Genomic DNA, 20,368 nt, shown 5'->3' with positions numbered 1-20,368 from the left:
ACTGCCCGCGGGAGCCACCATGACCACACGGGTCGCCATCAACGGATTCGGCCGTATCGGCCGTCTCGGCTTGCGTGCCATACTTGAAAGACACCGGGACCGTCTTTCCGTCGTCGCCATCAACGACATCGCGGACCTTGAAGTGGCCGCGCACCTGTTCAAGCACGACACCAACTACGGCGCTTTCCCCGGCGAGGTAACGGTCGGCGAGGGCGTGATGGAGGTGGACGGCGCGGCCATCAGCGTCACCCGTGAACTGGAGCCGTCCCGTCTGCCCTGGAAGAAGCTCGGGGTGGACGTGGTCATCGAGTCCACCGGGGCTTTCACCGATGCCGGCGCGGCATCGGCCCACCTCCAGGCCGGGGCGCGCAGAGCGGTGATCACGGCGCCGTCCGCGAACGCGGACATGACCGTCGTCCTGGGTGTCAACGACGCTCTGTACGATCCCGAAAAACACCACATCGTCTCCAACGCGTCCTGCACCACCAATTGCCTGGCGCCGGTGGCGAAGGTGCTCCACGACCGCTTCGGCATCGAAAGAGGCATGATGACCACGACCCATGCCTACACCGGCGACCAGCGCATCCTCGACGTGGCGCACAAGGATCTCCGGCGCGCCCGGGCCGCGGCCATGAACATCGTGCCCACCTCCACCGGGGCCGCCCGCGCCATAGCGCGCGTCATTCCCGAGCTCGAAGGCAAGCTGCGCGGCATGGCGTTGCGGGTGCCCACCGCCACCGTCTCGGTGGTGGACCTCGTGAGCGACCTCAAGAGACCGGGTACGGCGGACGACGTCAACGCCGCCCTGGCCGAAGCCGCGGAAGGGCCCATGAACGGGATACTGGAGTACTGCGAGCAGCCGCTGGTCTCGAGCGACTTCAAGGGGAATACGGCATCTTCCATCGTCGACGGACTCTCCACCGTCGCCGTGGACGAGAGCATGGTGAAGGTCCTGTCCTGGTACGACAACGAATGGGGCTACAGTTGCCGTGTGGCGGACCTGGTCGCCATGATGGCCGAGAGAGAGGCGGCCTGACAGCCTCGCCTCACGTATTCACGACGACCGAAAGCGGTCGGGAGGCAGTGCGGAGGGTCGCGCACCGGAAGTGTCCGGGCAGCTACCTTCGTTCCACCCGGCCCGCCTCTACACGGACGCCGTAGTCTTGCGCCGCCCCCTCCGCCGTGATGTAGGCGCGGTCGAGGTCGCGCTGGATCAGCTCGACGGCACGCTCCTCCGGCGGCCCCCAGCCGCCGCCACCTCCGGTTTCCAGGATCACGTGGTCGCCGGGCCGCAGCTTGTAGTCGCGCGCCTTGCCCATGGTCTCGGTTTCGCCCGATGCCTTGATGATGGTGATGCAGCCCGGCTTTGCGGCCTTGCCGCCGCGGACGCCCCACGGTGGACATTTTCTGCGGTCGAGGTTCGTGTTGAGGGTGCAGGGATGGGTAATCTCGTATTCCTTGCAAAAGCCGAGCCCGCCGCGGAACTTCCCGGGTCCGCCGGAATCCGCGCGCAATGACAGCGAACACACCCGGAACGGCAACAGCGATTCCTGCAGCTCCATGGGGATCAGCCGCGTGTCGCCGTGCGCCATGGTGCGGAACGGACCCGAGCCGTCGTGCCCGTCGCCCGCGCCCCATCCGCCGTGGCCGCTGTCATGCCCGTGAAAGCGCGTTCCGTCGGCCCAGTGGCCATGCATCATGAACCCCGAATGGGTGCCGAAATGCGCGCCGGTGGCGAGGTGCGGGAGCGCGTCCTCCAGACACCGGATCACCGCGTCGATGACGGTCGGGAAGGGCGTCGAGTAGTTGGACATGGGTGCGCCGGGCCGGGCGCTCAGGATCTTGCCTTCCGGCAGGATCAGCTTCAGCGGACGGAAGACGCCTTCGTTGGCGGGTTCACGCGGAGCGATCAGGTATTTGAAGGCGACCCGCGCGGCGGTGACGCCGCCGCCGAAGTAGCCCGAATTCACCGGCCCCGGCACCTGGTCCGCGAGCCCGGAGAAGTCGATGGTCATTTCTTCGCCGTCGACGACGACCCTGACCCGTATGGGCACGGGCTCGGTGCCCAACGAGTCGTCGTCCAAAAAGGCTTCGCTTTCGTAGGTTCCGTCCGGGATCTCGCGGATGCGGGCACGTGACGACGCCTCGCCTTGAGCCATGATCGTCGCGATGGCGGCGAAATAGGTCTCGGCGCCGTACTTGTCGGCCAGCGCCAGGGTAAGGTCACGGCCCAGAAAACAACCGGCAAGCTGAGCCGAGATGTCGCCCATCACGTCCACCGGCATGCGCGTGTTGTTCTCGATGATGCGGTAGATTTCCTCGACGGGTTCGCCCTTCGACCATAGCTTGATGGTGCGGAGCTGCAGGCCTTCCATGAAGATGTCCGTGGAGCCGTGCATCCCCCCGCCGATGTCGATCCAGTGAACGTTGAGGGCGAAGAATCCCAGCAACGTCGCGCGCTCCGGCCCGCCGTAGATGGGTGTGTACATGACGGTGTTGTTCAGGTGCTGTCCCTGCACCGCCGGATGGTTGCACACGACGACGTCGCCGTCGAAGAGCCTTTCCCGGCCGTAGATTTCGAGGCCGTCACGCACGGCGGTGCCGACGGCATCGGCGACGAAAGGCGGCATGCCGCCGGTCGACTGGGCGATGAGCCGGCCCTTGACGTCCACCAGGCCGACGGCGAAGTCCTTGTACTCGTAGACATACGAGCTGAAGGCCGTGCGCGTGATGTTGGCGTCGATCTGGTTTGTGATGGAGACGACGCCGCACCGGATCACCTCGAGCGTGATGGGATCAATCCGCGTGGGAATATCCGCGACTTCGGTAGCACTGCTCTTGCTCATCGTTCTCCTATGGTTTCACTCAACCGGGGTTCCCGTTGTACCGTCATTCCCGCGAAGGCGGGAATCCAGGGTGGGGTGAGGGGAAACGCCGCTGTAGTGCCCCACCACCGCCCCTGGATTCCGGCTGTCGCGGGAATGACGGTTCGTACGGTCTCTGCTTCACGAGTTTGACCCAGCCTGTTCCGCGGCAATGACGTCATATGGGTTTAGCCGCACTCGATACGGATCTCGCCCATCGTGCCGATCGCGAAGCGGTCGCCCGGCCGGATCAGCGTTGTCGAGCCGTACTCCTCGATGACCGCGGGGCCCTGGGCCGCGAACCCCGGCGCCAGTCCATCGCGGTCGTAGATCACCGTTTCAACCGTGCCGCTGGCGTCTCCGAAATAGACCAGGCGTGTGTGGCGTGCCGGCGTTCCGCCGATCGGGGCCTTGCGCCGCAGGTTCGCAATGTCCGGCCGCCGCAGCCTGGCGAAGGCCGAGAGGTGGAGCGCCTGGAACTCCGTGGGCGCCTTCGAGTCGGCGTGGCCGTAGCGGCGCTGGTAGTCGCGCTCGAAGGCGGCCCGAATCTCCGCCACGGTGCGCAGACCCGTGACGGGCACATGGATGTTATGCCGCTGGCCGAAGTAGCGCATCTCCGCCTTGCGCTCGAAATAGATGTCGCCGGCGCCGAAGTCCCGGCGCAGGGTGTCCGCGGTGGCGGCTTCCAGGCCCCGGAAACCCCCGTCCATTCCGGCTGCCAGCGCGTCGTCGAGGATGCCGGTGAAGGTCTCCGACGCGTCGACCCGCGCGTCCGCCAGCAGCATGCCGATGGCGGAGAAATTGCCGGGCTCAGGCGGAACGACGATGGCCGGGATGGACAGCTCGCGCGCCAGAGCGGAGGCATGCAACGGTCCCCCGCCGCCGTAGGCGAACAGGACGAAATCCCGCGGGTCGAGGCCGCGTTCGACCGAGACCTGGCGGATCGCGCCGGCCATCAGCACGGTGGCGATGGAGACGATGCCGTCGGCGGTCCGGATCAGCCCGGCTTCGCCCTCGTAGCCGAGCGGTTCCGCCGTATTCTCGGCAATGGCGCGGCGGGCGGATTCGACCCCCAGCGGCATCTCGCCGCCGAGAAACCGATGGGGATTGAGCCGGCCGAGCACGAGATTCGCATCGGTGACCGTCGGTTCGCCGCCGCCGCGCTGGTAGCACACCGGCCCCGGCGTCGATCCGGCGCTTTGAGGTCCCACGTGCAGTCGGTTCTGATCGTCCAGCCACGCGATGGAGCCGCCGCCCGATCCGACCTCCACGATGTCGATGACCGGCCACTTGATGGGGAAGCCGCGCACGTAGCCGTTCACGTAGTAGACTGACTCCACGCTGTAGCGGCCGCGTTCCACCATGGCGCATTTCGCCGTGGTGCCGCCCATGTCGAAGGCCACGACGTTTTGGATGTCCAGCGCTTCGGCATAGGCGCCGGCGCCGATGCATCCCCCGATGGGTCCGGATTCCACCAGCCCGACGGGTTGGCGGCAGGTGCGGTCCACCGACAGCAGCCCGCCGTTGGAGCCCATCATGAAAAGCGAGCCGCCGTAGCCCCTTGAGCGGAGATCGTTCTCCAGGTGGCGGACGTAGGTGTTCACCTGCGGCCCCACGTAGGCGTTGGCCGCCACTGTCGATGTACGTTCGTACTCGTACCATTCGCGCGTCAACTCGGTGCTGCAGGTGACGTAGACTCCGGGCAGCGATCGCTTGAGGATCTCCCCCGCCTGTTCTTCGTGCGCCGGGTTGAGATAAGAGCTCATGAAGAAGACGGCCACCGCCTCGATCTTAAGCCGTTTCAGATCCTCCGCGAGGGTTTCGAGCGCGCCGGTATCGAGCGGCACCAGCACGTTGCCGTGTGCGTCCATCCGCTCGGGCACTTCGAAACGCAACTCGCGCGGGATCAACGGCTCGTCCCTTCGGTAGTGCAGGTCGAAGGGGTCGGGACGGTTGGCGCGAGCGATTTCGAGAATGTCGCGAAAACCCGCAGAGGTAACGAGGGCGCACTTGGCCCCGCGTCGCTGGATCAGGGAGTTGATGACCAGCGTGGTTCCGTGATTGAGGAAGTTGACGTCGGTGGGTGCCAGGCTGGTCTTGTCAAAACAGTCGAGAATGCCGTCAACGAAGTTGCCGTACGTCGTCGGACTCTTCGCGTATGTGGCCTTGCCGGTTTCGTGGTCGAAGCCGACGAGGTCGGTGAAAGTGCCTCCGATATCCACGGCGACGATGTACGGCATGAGATTCCTGCTTGCACGCGGTTTGACCGCGGTTCAGTTCGGTAGGGGAGGGCGTTCCGTTGGCGCGGGTGTCGAACCCGCGGTGGAAGCTCCACCCGGAAGAACGAACTGCTCTATGCCCGCGAAGCTGGCTGTCAGGTCGGCGCGTTCGAGGGTGCCCCCCATGGCCTGGTGGGCCGCTCCGAAAAAAGCCCCCGTTACCGTGCCTCCCTCACGGCCGCCATCAGTGAACGTATTTCCATCGACGGCCACCTCGTATCGCAGCGCGCCCTCTTGCCAGGTCGTGCCGCTGCCCACCGGTCCGGGCGCCTCGTACGCGCCCCAGGTCTCCAGGTCGCCGAATGTGAGCTGTCCGTTCAGGGTCTCCAGGTGAACCTGGAGATTCACGTTCCCGCCAACGGTCAGGGCGTCTGGCGTCAGTCCCAACAGGCGTCCCGACCAGGTCGCGGTCGGCGGCACGAGCGGGTTGTCCGCGAGATCCGTCCACGGGCGCGGTCCCGAGACCCAGGGCTGCGCCAAGCCGTTCCTCGCCGCCACGCCGAAGGCAATGGGTCCGTCGGGAAGGTCCAGGGATCCGCGGACATGAAACGAGGTGTCGTCCCAGGGCCCGAGATCTTCGGCCGACAATCCCGAGTAGTCGCTGCCCCCGAGCACGAACCCCTCGGAGTCCGGCGGCTCACCTGAACCGTCCAGGACACCCGATACGCCGTCACTCGGCACGTAGCGTCCCGGCAGAGCGCCGGGGCGGAACACGGTGTAGGCCGCCAGTAGCGCTTCACGGTCGATGGGATATACGACATGCCCGGTCACGCCGTCCGGATCCTCCCGGTCGCCGGCGTCGCTCATCATCGACTCGGGGAACAGCCCCGGGTCGACGTGGGTCATGCCCATGGCGTGCAGGATTTCATGCACCAGGATCGCGGTGACGCCTTGCGCGGAGTACACTTTCCTTACGGTTGCGCTGTCCTCCACGTGGCTGTCCAGTATGCGCGTCTCCCATTCCAGGGTGTCGGGATTGAACACCCTGGCCGTCAGGATCTTGTCCCGCTCGACCCAGACATGCGCGGCGCGCCTTTCCGCCACCGTCTGTTGGCCGGTAACGGGGTCGCGGGTCAATTGCTCCGCACAGGAGCACAGGCCGAGGGCGATTTCGCGCGGGGGTTTCCCCGTCGTATTCCAGTCTTCCCAACGGGCGAAGTCGATGTAGATCTCGCCGTCCGGGACGTCGTCGATCGCCGCGAGGGGCGGAGCGGCCTCATGGCTGAACCGGATGCGCTTCTCCGGCGGCAGCGCGGCATTGATAAGTTGCACCGCGCGCACCGCGTAGCCCGCAAGGCGCTCACTCGTGCCTTCCGCGACGCGTGCCGTGGGCGCCGAGGAGAACGTCTCGAGACCGGCCGTACGCTTGTACTCTCCCACTCCCATCACTTGGTTCAGGTATGCGAGCACCTGGGCCGCACCGACCCCGTCACGCACCCGGCCCGACGACACCGCCACGTCGCCGTGTGCGCCCGCGGGCATGAGTGCATCGGCGGGGGGCGCGACGTCGGCGCCGATGTGCAGCCTCTCGCCGAGATCGACAACCGGGAGTCGGACTGTTCGCTCGTCGGGCGGGGATGCCGGCGGAATCCGATCCGGCGTCGGGTCTGGCGCGCCGCCGCCGCATCCGTGCAGGCTCAACACGAGCAGCGCGGCGTTGACAAGGTTGGTTGCGGCTCTCCAGGACACTGCGTTCAAGGGCTCAGTCTGCCGTGGGCAGGATGATGAGCTGCAGGCGGTTGCCGGCGGGGTCGTAGAGGTAGACGCTCTTTTCGCCGGGCGCGCGCTGCGCCGCGCGCAGGTCCCCTTCGAGGTAGGCGCCGTGCGCTTCCAGCTTCTCGTAGATCTCGTCGTACTCCTCGATCGAGCCGACGCTCATGGCGAGATGCGCCCCCTTGTAGCGCAACCCGGCCCCGGGGTCCGGCACGTTGCCCGAGTCGGGTCCCGAGAAGCGCGAGCGCTGGGACATCTCGTCGACCTTCTCCAGGAACAGGAGTTGCCCCGAGCCGTTCCTGAGGATCAGCCGTCCGTTGCCCAATTCGCCGCCATCGCGGCAGATCAACTCCATCCCGAGAGCGCCGGCGTAGAAACGCTCGGCCGCTTCCAGGTCGGTGACCTCCATGGCGAGGTGGCTGATGTCTTCGTAGCGGATCACGACGGCGCTACTTCCTTGCGCACCGAGAACTCCAGGATGTTGTCGTCCGCGTCGCGCACGCGGATGGTGCGGTCGAGGGGCACCTCCGGCGGATAGGTCACGGGTCCTTCGTAGGGAGTCTCGCTCCCGCGCAACTGCGCCAGCAACCCGTCCATGGCCGCTTCCGTCAGCAGGAAGCCGATGCGCGGCATCGCGGCCGCGCCTTGAGGCGCCAACGGCTCCTGGGCAAGGCAAATCTCGAAACGATGTCCGCCCATCTCCACGAAAGACATCACCGGGAAACCCTTGTAGAGCCGGTGCGTGTTGAGGTTCTGGATGCGCAACGGCTTCGCCCCCAGCAGGTCCTCATAGAACCGGTGCGCCCGGGGAATGTCCTCGACAACGAAACCGCAATGATCAAAGGTCCGGATACGCGCCATGGCTGGTTTCTCCTCCCGGTCCGTCACCACAGGGTGCCGGAGCCGTGGGCGTTGTGGGAGACCGGCGCGAGCACCTGGTAGGGGTCGCCGTAGGCGGAGGCCGCCTCCAGCACTTCCGGGTGGTGCAGCAGCGAGCGGTCGAGCATGCCCTGTTCGTGCACGATCAGGCGCTCGTCGATGTAGAGCCGCGCGTTCATCACCGAGCCGTCCACGTGGCGGAAGTCCGGGTTCTTGCGGTCCGTGCCCAGGCCCACCCACGGCATCTTGCTGATCAGCTCCCAGTGCATGGGGTCGGCGATGCCGTGCTGGATGGAGGCCTTGGGATGGTAGCCGAACATGATCTCCACCAGCCGGTTGGAGCCCGGAACGTTCTTGAAGAGTTGCCGGCACTCTTCCGCCAGCTCACCGCCTTCGGCTTCCACCACCTCGCTGTCCTTCACCACCCATTTCATGGGTGCGGGCAGCTCGCCCGCCACCCCCTGCACGCAACTCAGGTAGACCTCGCCGTCGGCCTTGCCGCCGCCGTTGAACACGCCGCAGCGGCCCCACGGGAAGTGGCAGCGTCCCGGCGGGTCCCCGGCCCGGAACTGCATGCCGTAAAGCCGGGTGCCGTCGTAGGTGGCGGTGAGATGGCTGCCGAGGTCGTCCTCGATGCGCACCACCTTGCCCGCGGCCACCACCTCCCGCACCTTCTCCGCGAGCTTCCACAGCACGGGGTTGGGGAAGCGGGCATAGTCCCGCGCCAGCAGTCCCGGCGTGCCCTCGAAGTAGATGAAGTAGGGCTTCATGCGCTGTTCCTTGAGCTGCGTGCCGCTCTCCTCGCGCTTGCGCCCCAGGGCCCGGTGGCCCGGCGTGAAGGTGATGAACACGGGCCACACCCAGATCACCACGTCACAGGCGTGCATGGCGTCGAGCACCGCCTGGGGCACCCGGCCGTACCGCGAGATGGGCTCGGTGATGAGCGACATGGGCTCGGCGCCCATGAACTTGAGCCCGGCGGAAATGGCCTCCATGGAGGCGGAGTCGCTGCGCCGGTCCGCCAGGAGCAGCACCTGGTCGCCGGGGCGGATGTCGGACGCCTCGATCATGTTCTTGACGCCGTCCATCATGTCCGCGATGTCGTAGTCGATCATGTCCGTTTCCTGTCCGCGCGCTTGCGTTGCAAGCCCGCGGGTCCTTGCGCCGTTGACGGTGTTGCTCCGTGTGTGCTTCGGGTCGTCGCGGTTGATGCCCGGCGGCTCAATGCGGATGCCCCCGGTTCTCGCCCACCTGCAGGCGGTTGCCGAAGGGGTCGTAGAAATAGACCGTCTGCATGTCCGGCTCGTGCCAGGGGATGCGGTCGCCGAACGGCCCCCAGTAGCGCTCGATGTTGGTGAGACGCGACACGAACGGATCGTAGTCGCCGATGGCCACCTTCACGTCCACGTGAGGACCGCGCGAGTAGTGGCTCCGCTGGGTCATCTCCGGCACCTGGCGCAGGATGAAGAGCTGTCCCGACTCGGGGACCGCCAGGGTCAACTGATCGTCGCCCGGCACTTGGTCGATGTCCATCAGTCCCAGGGTGTTTCGGTACCAGTCCTCCGCCTGCGCCAGGTCGGTCACCTCCAGGCGCACGTGGCTCAAGCGGCACAAGCCCAGGTAGCCTTGGCCGGGGTCGAAGCAGCGCTGGTCCTCCCGCCGCGCCGACAGCTCGAAGACGAACTCGCCAGGCTCCTGGACCCAGAGGGACCCTGCGATGGGACTCGACGCCGGGTATTCCACCGGACCTTCGACGGGGACCTCCCGCTCGCGCAGAAGCTCCGCCGTGTCCTCAAGGCTCCGTTCGTTCAGTTCCAGTCCCCACACCGGCCCTTCCATGGGACGGATGGGCTTGGGGATGGGCTGCCCCTGGAGGGCGTAGCCGAAGCCCGCATGGTTGGCCAGCATGAAGAACGCCATCTCCGGGACCTCGCGGTTGAGCCCGCGCAGGTTGGCGTTCACAAGCCGGCGGAAGTCGGCGCCCAGGACCTGGGTGAGGAAGACGATGGACAGTCCGAGGTCGTTGGTGGGCACCACGCCATGATCGAGTCGGACAACGGGAGCGCCGTTCGTGCTCATGGTTCCATCCTCCTGCCTTCAGTTGGACATCGCGTCCTACGGCCGGGCGTACTTGTCCTTGCGCGGCCCCTCCGCCGTGTGCTCCGCGCGCGCCCACTCCGGACGGTAGCCGTCCTCGGTGACCGCGGCGGTGGTGTAGCCGCCGTCCACGTACAAACTCTCGCCGGTGACGAAGTCGGACTCGTCGCTGGCGAGGAAGATGGCGCCGCCGATGAGATCCTCCGCCTTGCCCATGCGCCCGAACGGGATGCGCCGGCGCCGCTCGCCCCGTTCCACCTCGTGGGCGTAGGGAATCGACTCCAGGCCGCCGTGCACCAGGCAGTTCACGTTGACGCCGTAATAGCCCAGGGCCTGGGCGATGGCGCGGTTCATGGCGTCCACGCCCGAGCGCGTGGTGCACCACGCCGCCGCCTCGCCGGAACCCAGCCGGCCCACGATGGAGGACAGGTTGACGATCTTGCCGCCGCGGCCCTGTTCGGCCATCTGCCGGCCCACGGCCTGGCAGGTGAGGAAGAAGGCCTTGAGCCCCACGGCCATCGCGTGGTCGAAGTCCTCTTCCTTGAAGGTCAGGAACCCCTGGTTGTGGGCCGTTCCCGTGCCGTTGAAGAGGATGTCGATGCCGCCGAACTCCGCGACCACGCGGCGGACCATCTCCTCCACCGCCGCCTTGTCGGTGACGTCCACCTGCAAGGCCAGCGACTGTTTTCCCAGTTCCTTGACCTGGGCGGCCACCGCCTCGGCCTTGTCCCGGTCTTCGTCCACGACCGCGACATGCGCGCCTTCCCGGGCGTAGGCCGGGGCCACGACGCTGCCGATACGGCCTCCCACTCCGGTCACCACCGCGATCTTGTCTTCAAGTCTCATCCCGTAGTTCCTCGTATGTATTCCGTTGTGTCCCGCGTGTCCCGGCCGGCCCGTTCACGCGGTGCTCGGGTCCCACCCCTGGGCGCCCGCCTTGGCCCACTCCGGACGGAAGCGGTCGTCGGTGACCGCGGCCACGGTATAGCCGCCGTCCACGTAGAGCACCGTGCCGGTGATGTAGGCGGCGTCGTCCGAGGCCAGGAACACCGTGGGCGGACCCATGTCCTCCGGGTACTCGGTGCGGCCCAGGGGCAGACGCCGGAGCCGCTCAAGCACCCCGGCCGAGTAGGGCGGGCGTTGGGTATTGCCGCGGGCCACGCCGTTGACGTTGATGCCCCAGAAGCCCAGGGCGTGGGCCATGGAGCGCGTGAGCCCGTCCACCGCGCCGCGGTCGGCGGCCCAGTCCACCGCCTGTCCCGGCCCCAGCTTGGCCACGATGGAGGTGAGGTTGACGATCCTGCCGTAGCGCCGCTTGACCATCTCGTTGGCGGCGGCCTGCCCCGTGAGGAAGTAGGGCTTCACGCCGCGCGCCAGGGTGTCGTCGAAGTCTTCTTCCTTGAAGTTCAGGAACTCCTGGTGATGCGGGCGCGCGGTGGCGTTGACCAGGATGTCGAGCCGGCCGTAGGTCTCCACGGTGCGCCGCACCATGGCTTCGACTTCCTCCTTCTCGCGCAGGTCCACGCCCATCGCCAGAGCGTTGCGACCCGCCGCGCGCACGCGCTCCGCCGCGACGTCCGCGTCCTCTTGCTTCCAGTCCGCGCACACCACGTCGGCGCCTTCGTCGGCGAAGGCCTTGCTGATGCTGCTGCCGAACTCGGCGTTGGCCCCGGTGACGATGGCGATCTTGTCCTTCAAACGCATACAAGTCTCCTGACGAGTCGATGTCGCGGCCGCCCCTCGGGAGACTGCCCGGAGACGGCGGTCCGGTTGAAGATACACCTGCACATACTGCGTTGCACGCTGCCGGTCAAACCGTATTGCCAACCGTGCGTCGGGTGATGTATCGTCCATGCGTGTCGCGAACGAACTAGTGTCGTGTCCCGTAAATACCTGGCATAAGTTGCGCAGGATTTTTCGTTGTCGGCAAGGCGCGATGACGAGCAGTGGCGGGCACCACGCGAGGAAGAGCAACGCAGCCGACGGCGAAAAATCCTGCGCAACTTATGCCAGGTATTTACGGGACACGACACAAGGGCAGGGGAGGCCGTCCGCAACCGTAGCCACGCTCCCTGCCTCGGAGGACGCACCCATGGCCACCAAGGAACAGATCGAAGCCGCCGAGAAGAGGGTCTACTCGCAGAAGGACATCGGCGAGTTCATGACCACGTGGAAGGACTTCCCCAGGCCCGGTCTGGCCGCGTGGTCCGAGCGGAAGAAGGCGGGTCTGATGAACACGGCCCGGAGCACCCGCTACACCCCCAAGTTCCGTCCGTTCGACATGCTCAGTGTCCCCAACCAGTCGCTGGTGTTCCTGGAGAACGAGAACCACCGGATCGGCGCCGAAAGCGTGGTGGGCGTCCAGGACGCGTTCCACCGCTACGTCGACTGCGACATGGTTTATTTCCAGTTCTGCGGCAACACCACCGTGGAGACGGAATTCGGCGTCTACGAGATGACGCCGGGCGAGGTGATGCTGGTCCCCGGCGGCATCTCCCATCGCTCCATCGGGCGCAACGACAGCCTGCGCTACTTCTGCCTCAACCGCGAGGCAGTGGACTACGTCCTGGACGAGGAGAAGTACACGAGTCACCAGTCGTTCGTCGTGAAGCGCCACGGCGGTCCCAACTGGAGCGGCCTGGAGGCCCCCAACGAAGAGGTTCGTGGGCGCGTCACCGAGAAGATGCACTTCTGGGACGACGGCCCCGACGACCTGACCGTGGTGGAGCGCGACTACGACTCCCTCGTGGGGGTGTCCACGCTCAAGCCGAAACAGCAGGAGAGCGGCATCCGCAAGCTGCGCGCCTTCGATCACTTCACCATGGTGTTGGGGAAGGCCGGCGGCGAAGCCGGACTGCTGGCGTTGATGGAGTCCCAGAGCATGCGTGTGCGCACCTACAACATGCAGGACGAGCAGTTCGCCTTCCACCGGGCGCTGCAGAGTGAAGAGGTGCGCATCCAGTTCCGCGGCGACGCCCTCGACCTCTCCGAGTTCGAGAATGTGGCCGTGTCTCCCGGCGAGATCACCATCATCCCGCTGGGCATCTCCCACAGCGTCATCAGCGTGCCGCCGGACAGCGAGGACTTCCTGCGCCTGAACTTCTACAGCAAGCTGCGCTGGCATGTGCCCATCGACCCCACGCGACACGTCTACAACAGCACCTTCACGGTGGAGACCACGGTCCACAAGGAAGCCGACTGGTGGAAGACCGCGGCCAACGCTTGAACGCCGGACTCGAAGGAGGAACACGCCATGACAATCAAGGAGATCAATACCTATTCCTTTATCGGCAACCTCGGCGGCCACGAGCCCAAGCGTGAGTGGAAGGAGATCGACGAGGACAAGGACGTTATCAACTGCACCGAGACGTCCGAGCGCCCGTGTCTGTTGCTGAAGCCCCTGAGCGTGTTGACGACGGCCCTTCCGGGGGAGAACGGCGAAGAGCGATGTCTTCCGGTGCTGTCCAATGACGATGTCAGCATCGAGCTGGTCACCGGCGCCTCCACTCAGCCCGCCGCGGCCGCGCGTGACCGGCACTTGGTGTGCGTCCAGGTGGGCGGCTCCGGGACCGTGCCCACCGCGAAAGGGGACTTCGATCTGATCCAGGGAGACGTGCTGGCGCTCCCTCCGGGCGTGGCGCGCGCCAACCCCGGGGGCGGCACTCGGCTCGTGGTGTACACCCGCGAGCCCCTGCACGTGGCCAAGGGCTACCCGGCCAAGGACGAGCGCACCACCGCGGCGGAGTGCCTGCTGCTCAAGCCTTCGGAAGTTCTGGAGCAGGTGGAGGAGGGATTGTCGGGCGGCCAGCACTTCGAGCTCATCGAGAACGAAGACCTGATGGTGGAGATGACCGTCCGCTCCGACTCCCAGCGCATCTACCACCGGGGCTTCAATCAGGACGAGGTGGCATTCCAGTTGACCGGACAGCGCGGCACGCGCACCACCCAGGGCGAGTTCATGCTCGACACCGGCGACATGCTGTGGATCCCGCCCGGCTGTTCGCACCGGAACATTGGCGACATGCTCACCACACGCATCATCCTCTACACCCGCAACCCGCTGACGCTCTCGCGGGAATACACCAGCCGCGCGGAACAAGTGGGGCAGGCCGGATAGGCGGCCTTACGCCCCGCCCAGTTGCAAAGTGCGGCGGCCGAAGAAGAAGTACAGCATCACCAGCGGCGCCATGAAGACCAGCAGCAGCAGCGAGATGGCCGCCGCCACGGTGGACTCGCCGCGGCTGACGAAGCTCAACACCAGCGTGGGCAGGGTTGGATTGTCCTTGGCGGTCAGGAAGGCGGCCAGGGTCAGCTCCCGGTACGATAGCAGCGCGACCCAGATCCAGGCGTAGAGCGTCGCGGGCGCCAGCAGCGGCACCAGGATGTTGCGCAACACGCCGAACGGGCCGAGTCCGGAGACGTACGCGGCCTCGTCCAGCTCCTTGTGAATCTGCAGCAGGGCATTGTTGTAGACCCGCGTCGGGAAGCTGATGCGCGCGATCACGAAGACCACCAGGATGATGTACACGGTGTTGTAGAAGGGGATGGACTCCGGAATCCAGAACAGCGCGATGACCAGGATGGCCACGGAGAAGATCAGGTTGGGCACTGCGTGGGGCAGGAACGCGACCATGTCCACCAGCCACGCGTAGCGGAACCCGGAGCGGATCACCACCCAGGAGATCGCCAGTCCGATGAACATCAGGATCGTGGGCACGGTCAGCGTCAGGATGGCCGTGTTCTTGGTGGCCAGCCAGAAGATGTCCCAGGGGATCTGCCGGAAGTTCTCGAGTGACACAAAGGCCAGCGCCTGCATGGAGAACGGCTGGAAGTAGGGCATCAGCGAAGCCCACACCAGGGCCAGGAACGGGAACACGATGCCCAGGCCCAGCTTGATGCCGATGAACACCCAGCCCGCGATCCACCACCGTCCCAGCGGGACGATGTTGGGACGGTAGCTCTTGCCGGTGACCACCGTGTAGCGGTGGGAACGGCTGATCACCTTCAGGTACCACCAACTCAGCAGCAGCCCCACCACGATCATCAGCACGCTGGCGGCGCCGACGATGCTGAAGTTCGGCGGGCCTTCCTGCGGGTCGGCCTCGTTGAAGACGAACGTGCTGAAGGTGAAGATGCGATTCGCCATGCCGATGATGGCGGGGACGTCGAAGGAGGCGAGGCCGATGGTGCCGATATAGATGCCCGCCGCCAGAATGCCCGGCCACATGAGAGGCAGCGTCACGTGCCAGATGCGCTGAGGAAAGCTCAGGCCATGGATCTGCGCGCTTTCCTCCAGGGCCGGGTCCATGGCGCGGAACGTGGCCGCCAGCATGATGAACGCCAGCGACGAGAGCCCCAGGCCCGAGATGAATCCCATGCCCGACACCGAAACGATGTTGATGGGTGCGGAGTCGATGAACGGCAGCAGGTCCATCAACCAGTGATTGACCGTGCCGATGCGCGGATGGAACATGAACAGCCAGCCCAGGGCGCCGAAGGTGCCGGGGATGATGGCGCTGGCGGTCATCAGAGGAAACACCAAGCTCCGCCCGGGAAGGTCGGTGCGCTCGGCGAGCCACGCGATGGGCACGGCGAAGACCAGGGCGACGAACACCGTCACGGCGGTGAAAATGGCCGTGTTGTACAGCGCCCCGTAGACGAAGGGGTCCAGGTAGAGGTCGCTGAAGTTCTTGAGGGTATAGACGGAGGAATCCAGCGGATCCTGGAAGGCGATGTCCAGGATTACCGCCAGCAGGACGAGGACCACCGACAGCACCGCGCCGGTGAACGCGATGAGCGCGAAGCGCGCGCCCAGGAAACGCCCCAGGCGCGCGCCCGCGGGTTTGTCGAGTGTTACGGTCGTGTCCACGAAGCTGGCCTCATCGCGGTGCGCCGCCGCACCGCGATACGGTCATTCCCGCTAATCAGGATGTGACCCAGCCTACTTCTTCTGACCCACCAGGATTTTCTTGTACTCGCTCTTCCACTTCTCCACCGTCGGCTTGACCTTCATGTAGGTCGGGATGCTGATGTACGGCGGCGCCACGCCCCGGTCCTTCAGGTCCTTGGCGATCTTGTACATGGTGTTCTCGGGATAAAAGCTCGTATCCGCCAGTTCCCACTTCCGGTTGAGCGCCTGTCCCTCGGGCGTCTGCATGAACACCATGAACAGCTTTGCCGTGTTGGGATACTTGGCCTGCTTCAGGAGCCCCATGTACGAGTGGGTCAGATTGCTGGTTTCCTCGATGTAGGCCATCTCCAGCGGTGCGCCCTTGGCCTGACCCTTCCAGACGTTGTTGGCGCTGCACATCATCGCCAAGCCGACGAACTCGCCGCTGGCGATGCGGTTCTCGTCGCCGCAGCCGATGAGACCGACGATGTGTCCCTTCTTGACCATCTCCGACAGCAGGCCGCGGATGCGCGCCGCCTTTTCCTCGTCGAAGGTGCCCTGCTCGCTCACGCTGGCGCGGTCCCACACCGCGGCGTAGGTGGTGGACGCCAGCTTGCCCTTCCAGAAAGGATCCAGCAGGTCTTCCAGCTTGTTGGGCACCTTGTCCTTGGGCACCAGCCGCGAGTTGTAGGCGAAACCGCCGATGCGCGTGTGCTCGGGAATGGCCCCGCCCCCGGGCACGATGGCATTTTCGGGCAGGCGCGGATAAAGCTCCCGCCAGTTCTTGACCTCCGCCAGCATGTTGGCCTTGAGAAGGCGTGGGATCGTGGACTGGGTGCCGTTGAACACGTCCGTCGAGGGTTGCCGGCCGGCCTTGGCTTCTTTCATCAGCCGGGCCGCGAAGCGGTTCTGGTTGGGGAAGTCGACGTATTCCCACTTCACGTCGACGCCGTACATCTTCTTCATCGCCGCGACGGCTTCCTTCCTCGCTCGGACATCGTCGATGATGGCATGGGCAATGAGCGTCCCGCCTTCGGCCTTGGCGGCCTTGATCAATTCGTCGAGCGCGGCCGTCCGGTCGGCCGCGGCGGCCGGGCCGGAGCCTGCCGCCATGACAAGGCAAAGCAGCGCCGCGACGGGCAATGCCCTCATGGTTCCCTGACGCAAGTTCTTCATGGGTTCCTCCTTTTTGGGCCAAGCCAAGCCCCCCGTTTTCCGGGGGATGGCCGCCGTAAGTTCAGTCCAGCACGATGTTCTGCCCGCGGCCTCGACGCACGGCTTCTTCGTAGGCGAAGCTCGCCAACGCCACGTCACTGTATCCTCCCTGGGACTCCCTGAAAACCGCGATGCCGCCGTCCAGGCCCGGCGGCGGACCTTCAAGGGTCACCAGTTGACCCAGTTCCATGACGTCGTCCCAGGCGATCCGTTCCTCACGCGAAAGCCGGATGAGCGGCTGGTCGAGCCGGGTGTCGTAGTAGCCCAGCTCATGGGCTTTGCTCGACACCACGATCAGCGCCGCCCTGAGATAGGTATCGTCGTCGAATTCGTTGGGACGGCCGCAACCGAAGACGGGTTGTCCCGGCCGCAGCCACGCGCCGCGCAGGGCCGGCTCCGGGGAGTTGGTGCTTACGAGCACGAAGTCCGCCCCGGCGAGAGCCTCCCCAGGGTCGGAGACCGCCGTCACGTCCAGGCCGAAGTCGCTCGAAGCCTGACGCGCGAATGTCTCCCGCCGCTCCGCGCCGCGGCTGTAAACGCGCACGCGCTCGATGGGTCGCAGTCCCGCGGCCGCCTGGAGCAGGGAAGGGGCGAGCCGCCCGCTGCCGATGAGCGCGGCCGACTTGCTGTCCGGCGGAGCGAGGCGGTCCAGCGCCAGGCCCACGGTGGCGGCGATGCGGAGTTCGCTGAAAGGGTAGTTCATGAGCGAGAGCAGCCGCCCCGAGCTCATCTCGTAGAGCAGCGCCACGGCGTCTCCGCCCGTGGGACTCAAACGGACCCCCACCCGGTCGGGCCCGTCGAGGCCGCCCGCCACCATCCGAATGCCGCGGTCCATGAGCCGTAGCGGCGGGATGGCCCTGACCTGCCCGTTGGCCTGACCGACGTAGGTCTCCTCAAGCACCGCCATGGCGGTCTTCAGGTCGATGAGGTCTTCCACCTCGGAGCTTCTGAGCAGGACGGTCATGAGATGGCGCTGCCTCCAATGCCTTGCACCGCCAATGCGCTCACCATCTTCCTTCACGCGAGCCGCGGGCTCAGTTCCTCGAAGATCAGCCGGGTCTGTTCCGCCGGATCGTCGGACGCGATGCGGATGATCAGCGCGGTGAGGCCGCAGCGCGCGTATCCCCGCAGCCGCTCGGCGCACTCGTCCGGTGTTCCGAAGATGGTCAAGTGGTACTCGAGCCTGGCCTTGGGCTGGCGGAAGAAGGCCTCCATCCAGGCCCAGCCGTCGCTACGGGCGGCCTCGCCGTTCCGGTCCATGCGCAGCGTCGCGTAAAGGGCGGACGCGCCCACGGCGCCGGGCCGGCCGCAGGCGCCGGCGTATCGCTCGATCTTGCCGCGGTTCTCGCGGAAATCGTCCAGCGACGAGACCAGGGTTACCCAGCCGTCGCCGAGCCTGCCCACGCGCTTGAAACCGGCGTCGTTCCGGTCGGCCGCGATCCAGATGGGGATGCCTGGCTGTTGCACCGGCTTGGGCAAAACACCGATTTCCTCGAAGCGGAAGTACTTGCCCTCGTAGGCGAAGGACTCCTCGGTCCAGAGCCGCCGCATGAGCGTGATGGTCTCGCTCAGACGGCCCGCCTTCTCGCCCGCGGGCACGCCGCACGCCACGAACTGACGCTGGATGTAGTCGCGCATCGGCCCCACGCTGACGGCCAGGATCACGCGACCCTGGGAGATGACGTCCACCGTGGCCACGGTATGGGCGAGGAGCACGGGGTTGCGCAACGCGCCGAGGAAGGGCACGGCGCCGAGCCGTATGCGCTCGGTCTTGCACGCCAGGGCGGCCATGGTGGTGAGGGCGTCGCCCCGCGCGCGGTTGAGGATCGTGACGCTGTCCCCCAGCCAGATGTGGTCGTATCCCGCTTCCTCGGCCTGCTCGGCCTGTTCCCAGAGCGTGTCGAAGGAGGCCGGACCGTCGTTCCGGATGAGATCGCGCGTGTGCAGCAGCAGGCCGAATTCCATGAGACTCGTGGGTTGCCGTTACAGGTCACCATGTCCCGTATTCGTCATTCCCGCGCAAGCGGGAATCCAGGGGTGGTGGCGGGGTACTGCAGCCGCGTTTCCCCGCCTGACCCCTCCTGGATTCCCGCTTGCGCGGGAATGACGAATACGGGACACGACACTAGGACACCGTGATCAGATCGAGCTTGCTGGACCCCAGCCGGCGGGCGCCGTCCTCGGTTACCAGCACGGTGTCGCCGATGCTCGTGTGGTCCTTGCCTTCGGCCATGCGGATGCGCGGCTTCAGGATGAACACCATGCCGGCGGCGAGCTGGATCTTCTGGAACCGCTCCACGTCGGCGTCGCCCATGAGCGCGGGTCCGTCGTCCCCCAGGCCGCGGGCGTGCATCATGGGGTGGCTCCACATGTACCTGCCGTCGCCGTGTTCCTCCACCGTCTTCATGTACGTGTCGAACAGCGTCCCGAACGTGACCCCGGGTTTCATGGCGCCGAGGATCGCGTGGAAGCACGCGCACGAGATGTCCATCAGCTCGCGGAACGTCGCGTCGGGTTCACCCAGCAGCATGGGGCGCACGGCCTGCGCGGCGTAGCCGGCGTACTTGGCCTCGATCTCGTTGACGATGCGGTCGCCGCGCCGGATGACGCGGTTCGTCGGGACGAAGGAGCTCTGGTTTTCGCCGGGGCCCGAGCCCAGGAAGAAGAGGGTCGGCAGCTCGCCGCCGTTGCGCAGCATCACGTGGGCCATGTCCGCGTAGAGCTCCTTCTCGGACACGCCTTCCCGCGCCCCTTCGCTCATGGCTTCGATCATGCGCTCGATGATCTCCATGGAGCGCTCCATGCAGCCGATTTCCTCGGCGCTCTTGATGGCGCGCACTTCCTGCATGACGCTCGTGGCGTTCATCAACTCGGCCTCGGGAAACGCCTGCCGCAGCGCCTCCACCGTGGTGTGGGCGACGATGCCGTCCGGGGTGCGGATCAAGCCCGAGAGTCCGGAAATGCCCAGGCGGCCCTTCTTGAAGCCCAGCTCCCGCAGCCGTGCCACCGCGTCCTCGGCCCAGCGGTTGCGTCCGTCGCGCACGTCCTCGACCCAGTTCTGCACCCGCTTCCACCAGTTGGCGCGATTGAACACGTACGCGGTCAACGGCCCCTCGGCCGGAAAGACCGTGAACACCTCCGTGGCGAACCCGCCGATGCCCGTCACGTAGCGGGAGTCCGCCATGACCTGCTCCCAGCGGCTGGTGTTGGCCGGCAGCAGCAGCACGTCCAGCCCCGCCTCGGCCATCTTTGCGCGCACGAGATTGTGCCGGCGGTCGCGTTCGGCAAGGGAGAGAAAAGGAATCAGTTCGGTTTCGGCCATGGTTTCGTTCTTTCGCTGCGCGGAGATTATTGGAGCGCGCCCTTCGACGGCGCGCGCGATGCCTGTTCCGAGCCCTTCAAAGGGTTCGGGAACAACGGCAACAGCGGAT

The 20,368-nt window shown here is 66.2% G+C and carries 17 protein-coding genes; 3 read left to right on the top strand and 14 right to left on the bottom strand.

What is annotated here, in order from left to right:
* Positions 1 to 19: 19 nt before the first annotated feature.
* The gene (gap, locus tag OXF11_07870; protein MCY4487019.1) at positions 20 to 1,036 is read left to right on the top strand and encodes a type I glyceraldehyde-3-phosphate dehydrogenase; all 1,017 of its coding nucleotides are present in this window, start codon (positions 20 to 22) and stop codon (positions 1,034 to 1,036) included.
* A gap of 82 nt (positions 1,037 to 1,118) precedes the next feature.
* Here the strand turns inward: gap and OXF11_07865 are convergent, their stop codons facing one another.
* From OXF11_07865 to OXF11_07825, 9 genes are all read right to left on the bottom strand, one after another.
* Positions 1,119 to 2,846 carry a hydantoinase B/oxoprolinase family protein gene (locus tag OXF11_07865; GenBank protein MCY4487018.1) on the bottom strand — a complete coding sequence of 576 codons (1,728 nt, stop codon included), beginning with the start codon at positions 2,844 to 2,846 and terminating at the stop codon, positions 1,119 to 1,121.
* Positions 2,847 to 3,052: 206 nt separating this feature from the next.
* Positions 3,053 to 5,104: a hydantoinase/oxoprolinase family protein gene (locus OXF11_07860; GenBank protein MCY4487017.1), complete on the bottom strand. Its 2,052-nt coding sequence runs from the start codon at positions 5,102 to 5,104 to the stop codon at positions 3,053 to 3,055.
* Positions 5,105 to 5,137: 33 nt separating this feature from the next.
* A complete protein-coding gene (locus tag OXF11_07855) occupies positions 5,138 to 6,625 on the bottom strand; it encodes a hypothetical protein (protein ID MCY4487016.1) in 1,488 nt (495 codons plus the stop codon).
* Between the two features lie 220 nt (positions 6,626 to 6,845).
* Positions 6,846 to 7,298, bottom strand: a complete 453-nt coding sequence (locus OXF11_07850) for a VOC family protein (GenBank protein ID MCY4487015.1) — start codon at positions 7,296 to 7,298, stop codon at positions 6,846 to 6,848.
* On the bottom strand, positions 7,295 to 7,717 hold the full coding sequence (locus tag OXF11_07845; GenBank protein ID MCY4487014.1) for a VOC family protein: 423 nt from the start codon (positions 7,715 to 7,717) through the stop codon (positions 7,295 to 7,297). The genes OXF11_07850 and OXF11_07845 overlap by 4 nt, the downstream gene beginning before the upstream one ends.
* Before the next feature lie 23 nt (positions 7,718 to 7,740).
* Positions 7,741 to 8,850, bottom strand: coding sequence for a hypothetical protein (locus OXF11_07840; protein ID MCY4487013.1), 1,110 nt, complete (start codon positions 8,848 to 8,850; stop codon positions 7,741 to 7,743).
* A 106-nt stretch (positions 8,851 to 8,956) separates the two neighbouring features.
* Entirely contained in the window at positions 8,957 to 9,814 is an 858-nt protein-coding gene (locus OXF11_07835; protein ID MCY4487012.1) for a VOC family protein, read from the bottom strand.
* A gap of 36 nt (positions 9,815 to 9,850) precedes the next feature.
* Entirely contained in the window at positions 9,851 to 10,678 is an 828-nt protein-coding gene (locus tag OXF11_07830; GenBank protein ID MCY4487011.1) for an SDR family NAD(P)-dependent oxidoreductase, read from the bottom strand.
* Between the two features lie 54 nt (positions 10,679 to 10,732).
* Positions 10,733 to 11,536 (bottom strand): SDR family oxidoreductase, encoded by an 804-nt coding sequence (locus tag OXF11_07825; GenBank protein MCY4487010.1) that lies wholly within the window; start codon positions 11,534 to 11,536, stop codon positions 10,733 to 10,735.
* A 388-nt stretch (positions 11,537 to 11,924) separates the two neighbouring features.
* Here OXF11_07825 and OXF11_07820 point away from each other — a divergent pair, with 388 nt between their 5' ends.
* Entirely contained in the window at positions 11,925 to 13,058 is a 1,134-nt protein-coding gene (locus OXF11_07820; GenBank protein MCY4487009.1) for a hypothetical protein, read from the top strand.
* A gap of 27 nt (positions 13,059 to 13,085) precedes the next feature.
* The gene (locus OXF11_07815) at positions 13,086 to 13,949 is read left to right on the top strand and encodes a hypothetical protein (GenBank protein ID MCY4487008.1); all 864 of its coding nucleotides are present in this window, start codon (positions 13,086 to 13,088) and stop codon (positions 13,947 to 13,949) included.
* 6 nt (positions 13,950 to 13,955) lie between these two features.
* Here OXF11_07815 and OXF11_07810 read toward each other — a convergent pair whose 3' ends face one another.
* The 5 genes from OXF11_07810 to OXF11_07790 form a co-directional block, all read right to left on the bottom strand.
* Positions 13,956 to 15,701, bottom strand: coding sequence for an iron ABC transporter permease (locus OXF11_07810; protein ID MCY4487007.1), 1,746 nt, complete (start codon positions 15,699 to 15,701; stop codon positions 13,956 to 13,958).
* 72 nt (positions 15,702 to 15,773) lie between these two features.
* Positions 15,774 to 16,898 (bottom strand): ABC transporter substrate-binding protein, encoded by a 1,125-nt coding sequence (locus tag OXF11_07805; GenBank protein MCY4487006.1) that lies wholly within the window; start codon positions 16,896 to 16,898, stop codon positions 15,774 to 15,776.
* A 61-nt stretch (positions 16,899 to 16,959) separates the two neighbouring features.
* Positions 16,960 to 17,901, bottom strand: coding sequence for a hypothetical protein (locus OXF11_07800; protein ID MCY4487005.1), 942 nt, complete (start codon positions 17,899 to 17,901; stop codon positions 16,960 to 16,962).
* A gap of 53 nt (positions 17,902 to 17,954) precedes the next feature.
* Positions 17,955 to 18,902, bottom strand: a complete 948-nt coding sequence (locus OXF11_07795) for an LLM class flavin-dependent oxidoreductase (GenBank protein ID MCY4487004.1) — start codon at positions 18,900 to 18,902, stop codon at positions 17,955 to 17,957.
* Positions 18,903 to 19,062: 160 nt separating this feature from the next.
* Positions 19,063 to 20,259, bottom strand: coding sequence for a Xaa-Pro peptidase family protein (locus OXF11_07790; GenBank protein MCY4487003.1), 1,197 nt, complete (start codon positions 20,257 to 20,259; stop codon positions 19,063 to 19,065).
* Positions 20,260 to 20,368 lie beyond the last annotated feature (109 nt).

It is taken from the genome of Deltaproteobacteria bacterium (assembly GCA_026712905.1).
Taxonomy (GTDB): Bacteria; Desulfobacterota; Binatia; order UBA9968; family JAJDTQ01; genus JAJDTQ01.
The sequence above is the reverse complement of the archived record's forward strand: the minus strand, read 5'-3'. Positions and strand labels throughout refer to the sequence as shown.

Bases quoted from the DNA above. Each gene is read 5' to 3' on its own strand.
- gap (MCY4487019.1), top strand. From the start codon at position 20: ATGACCACACGGGTCGCCATCAACGGATTCGGCCGTATCGGCCGTCTC.
- OXF11_07865 (MCY4487018.1), bottom strand. From the start codon at position 2,846: ATGAGCAAGAGCAGTGCTACCGAAGTCGCGGATATTCCCACGCGGATT.
- OXF11_07860 (MCY4487017.1), bottom strand. From the start codon at position 5,104: ATGCCGTACATCGTCGCCGTGGATATCGGAGGCACTTTCACCGACCTC.
- OXF11_07855 (MCY4487016.1), bottom strand. From the start codon at position 6,625: ATGCCCGCGGGCGCACACGGCGACGTGGCGGTGTCGTCGGGCCGGGTG.
- OXF11_07845 (MCY4487014.1), bottom strand. From the start codon at position 7,717: ATGGCGCGTATCCGGACCTTTGATCATTGCGGTTTCGTTGTCGAGGAC.
- OXF11_07840 (MCY4487013.1), bottom strand. From the start codon at position 8,850: ATGATCGACTACGACATCGCGGACATGATGGACGGCGTCAAGAACATG.
- OXF11_07835 (MCY4487012.1), bottom strand. From the start codon at position 9,814: ATGAGCACGAACGGCGCTCCCGTTGTCCGACTCGATCATGGCGTGGTG.
- OXF11_07830 (MCY4487011.1), bottom strand. From the start codon at position 10,678: ATGAGACTTGAAGACAAGATCGCGGTGGTGACCGGAGTGGGAGGCCGT.
- OXF11_07825 (MCY4487010.1), bottom strand. From the start codon at position 11,536: ATGCGTTTGAAGGACAAGATCGCCATCGTCACCGGGGCCAACGCCGAG.
- OXF11_07820 (MCY4487009.1), top strand. From the start codon at position 11,925: ATGGCCACCAAGGAACAGATCGAAGCCGCCGAGAAGAGGGTCTACTCG.
- OXF11_07815 (MCY4487008.1), top strand. From the start codon at position 13,086: ATGACAATCAAGGAGATCAATACCTATTCCTTTATCGGCAACCTCGGC.
- OXF11_07805 (MCY4487006.1), bottom strand. From the start codon at position 16,898: ATGAAGAACTTGCGTCAGGGAACCATGAGGGCATTGCCCGTCGCGGCG.
- OXF11_07800 (MCY4487005.1), bottom strand. From the start codon at position 17,901: ATGACCGTCCTGCTCAGAAGCTCCGAGGTGGAAGACCTCATCGACCTG.
- OXF11_07795 (MCY4487004.1), bottom strand. From the start codon at position 18,902: ATGGAATTCGGCCTGCTGCTGCACACGCGCGATCTCATCCGGAACGAC.
- OXF11_07790 (MCY4487003.1), bottom strand. From the start codon at position 20,259: ATGGCCGAAACCGAACTGATTCCTTTTCTCTCCCTTGCCGAACGCGAC.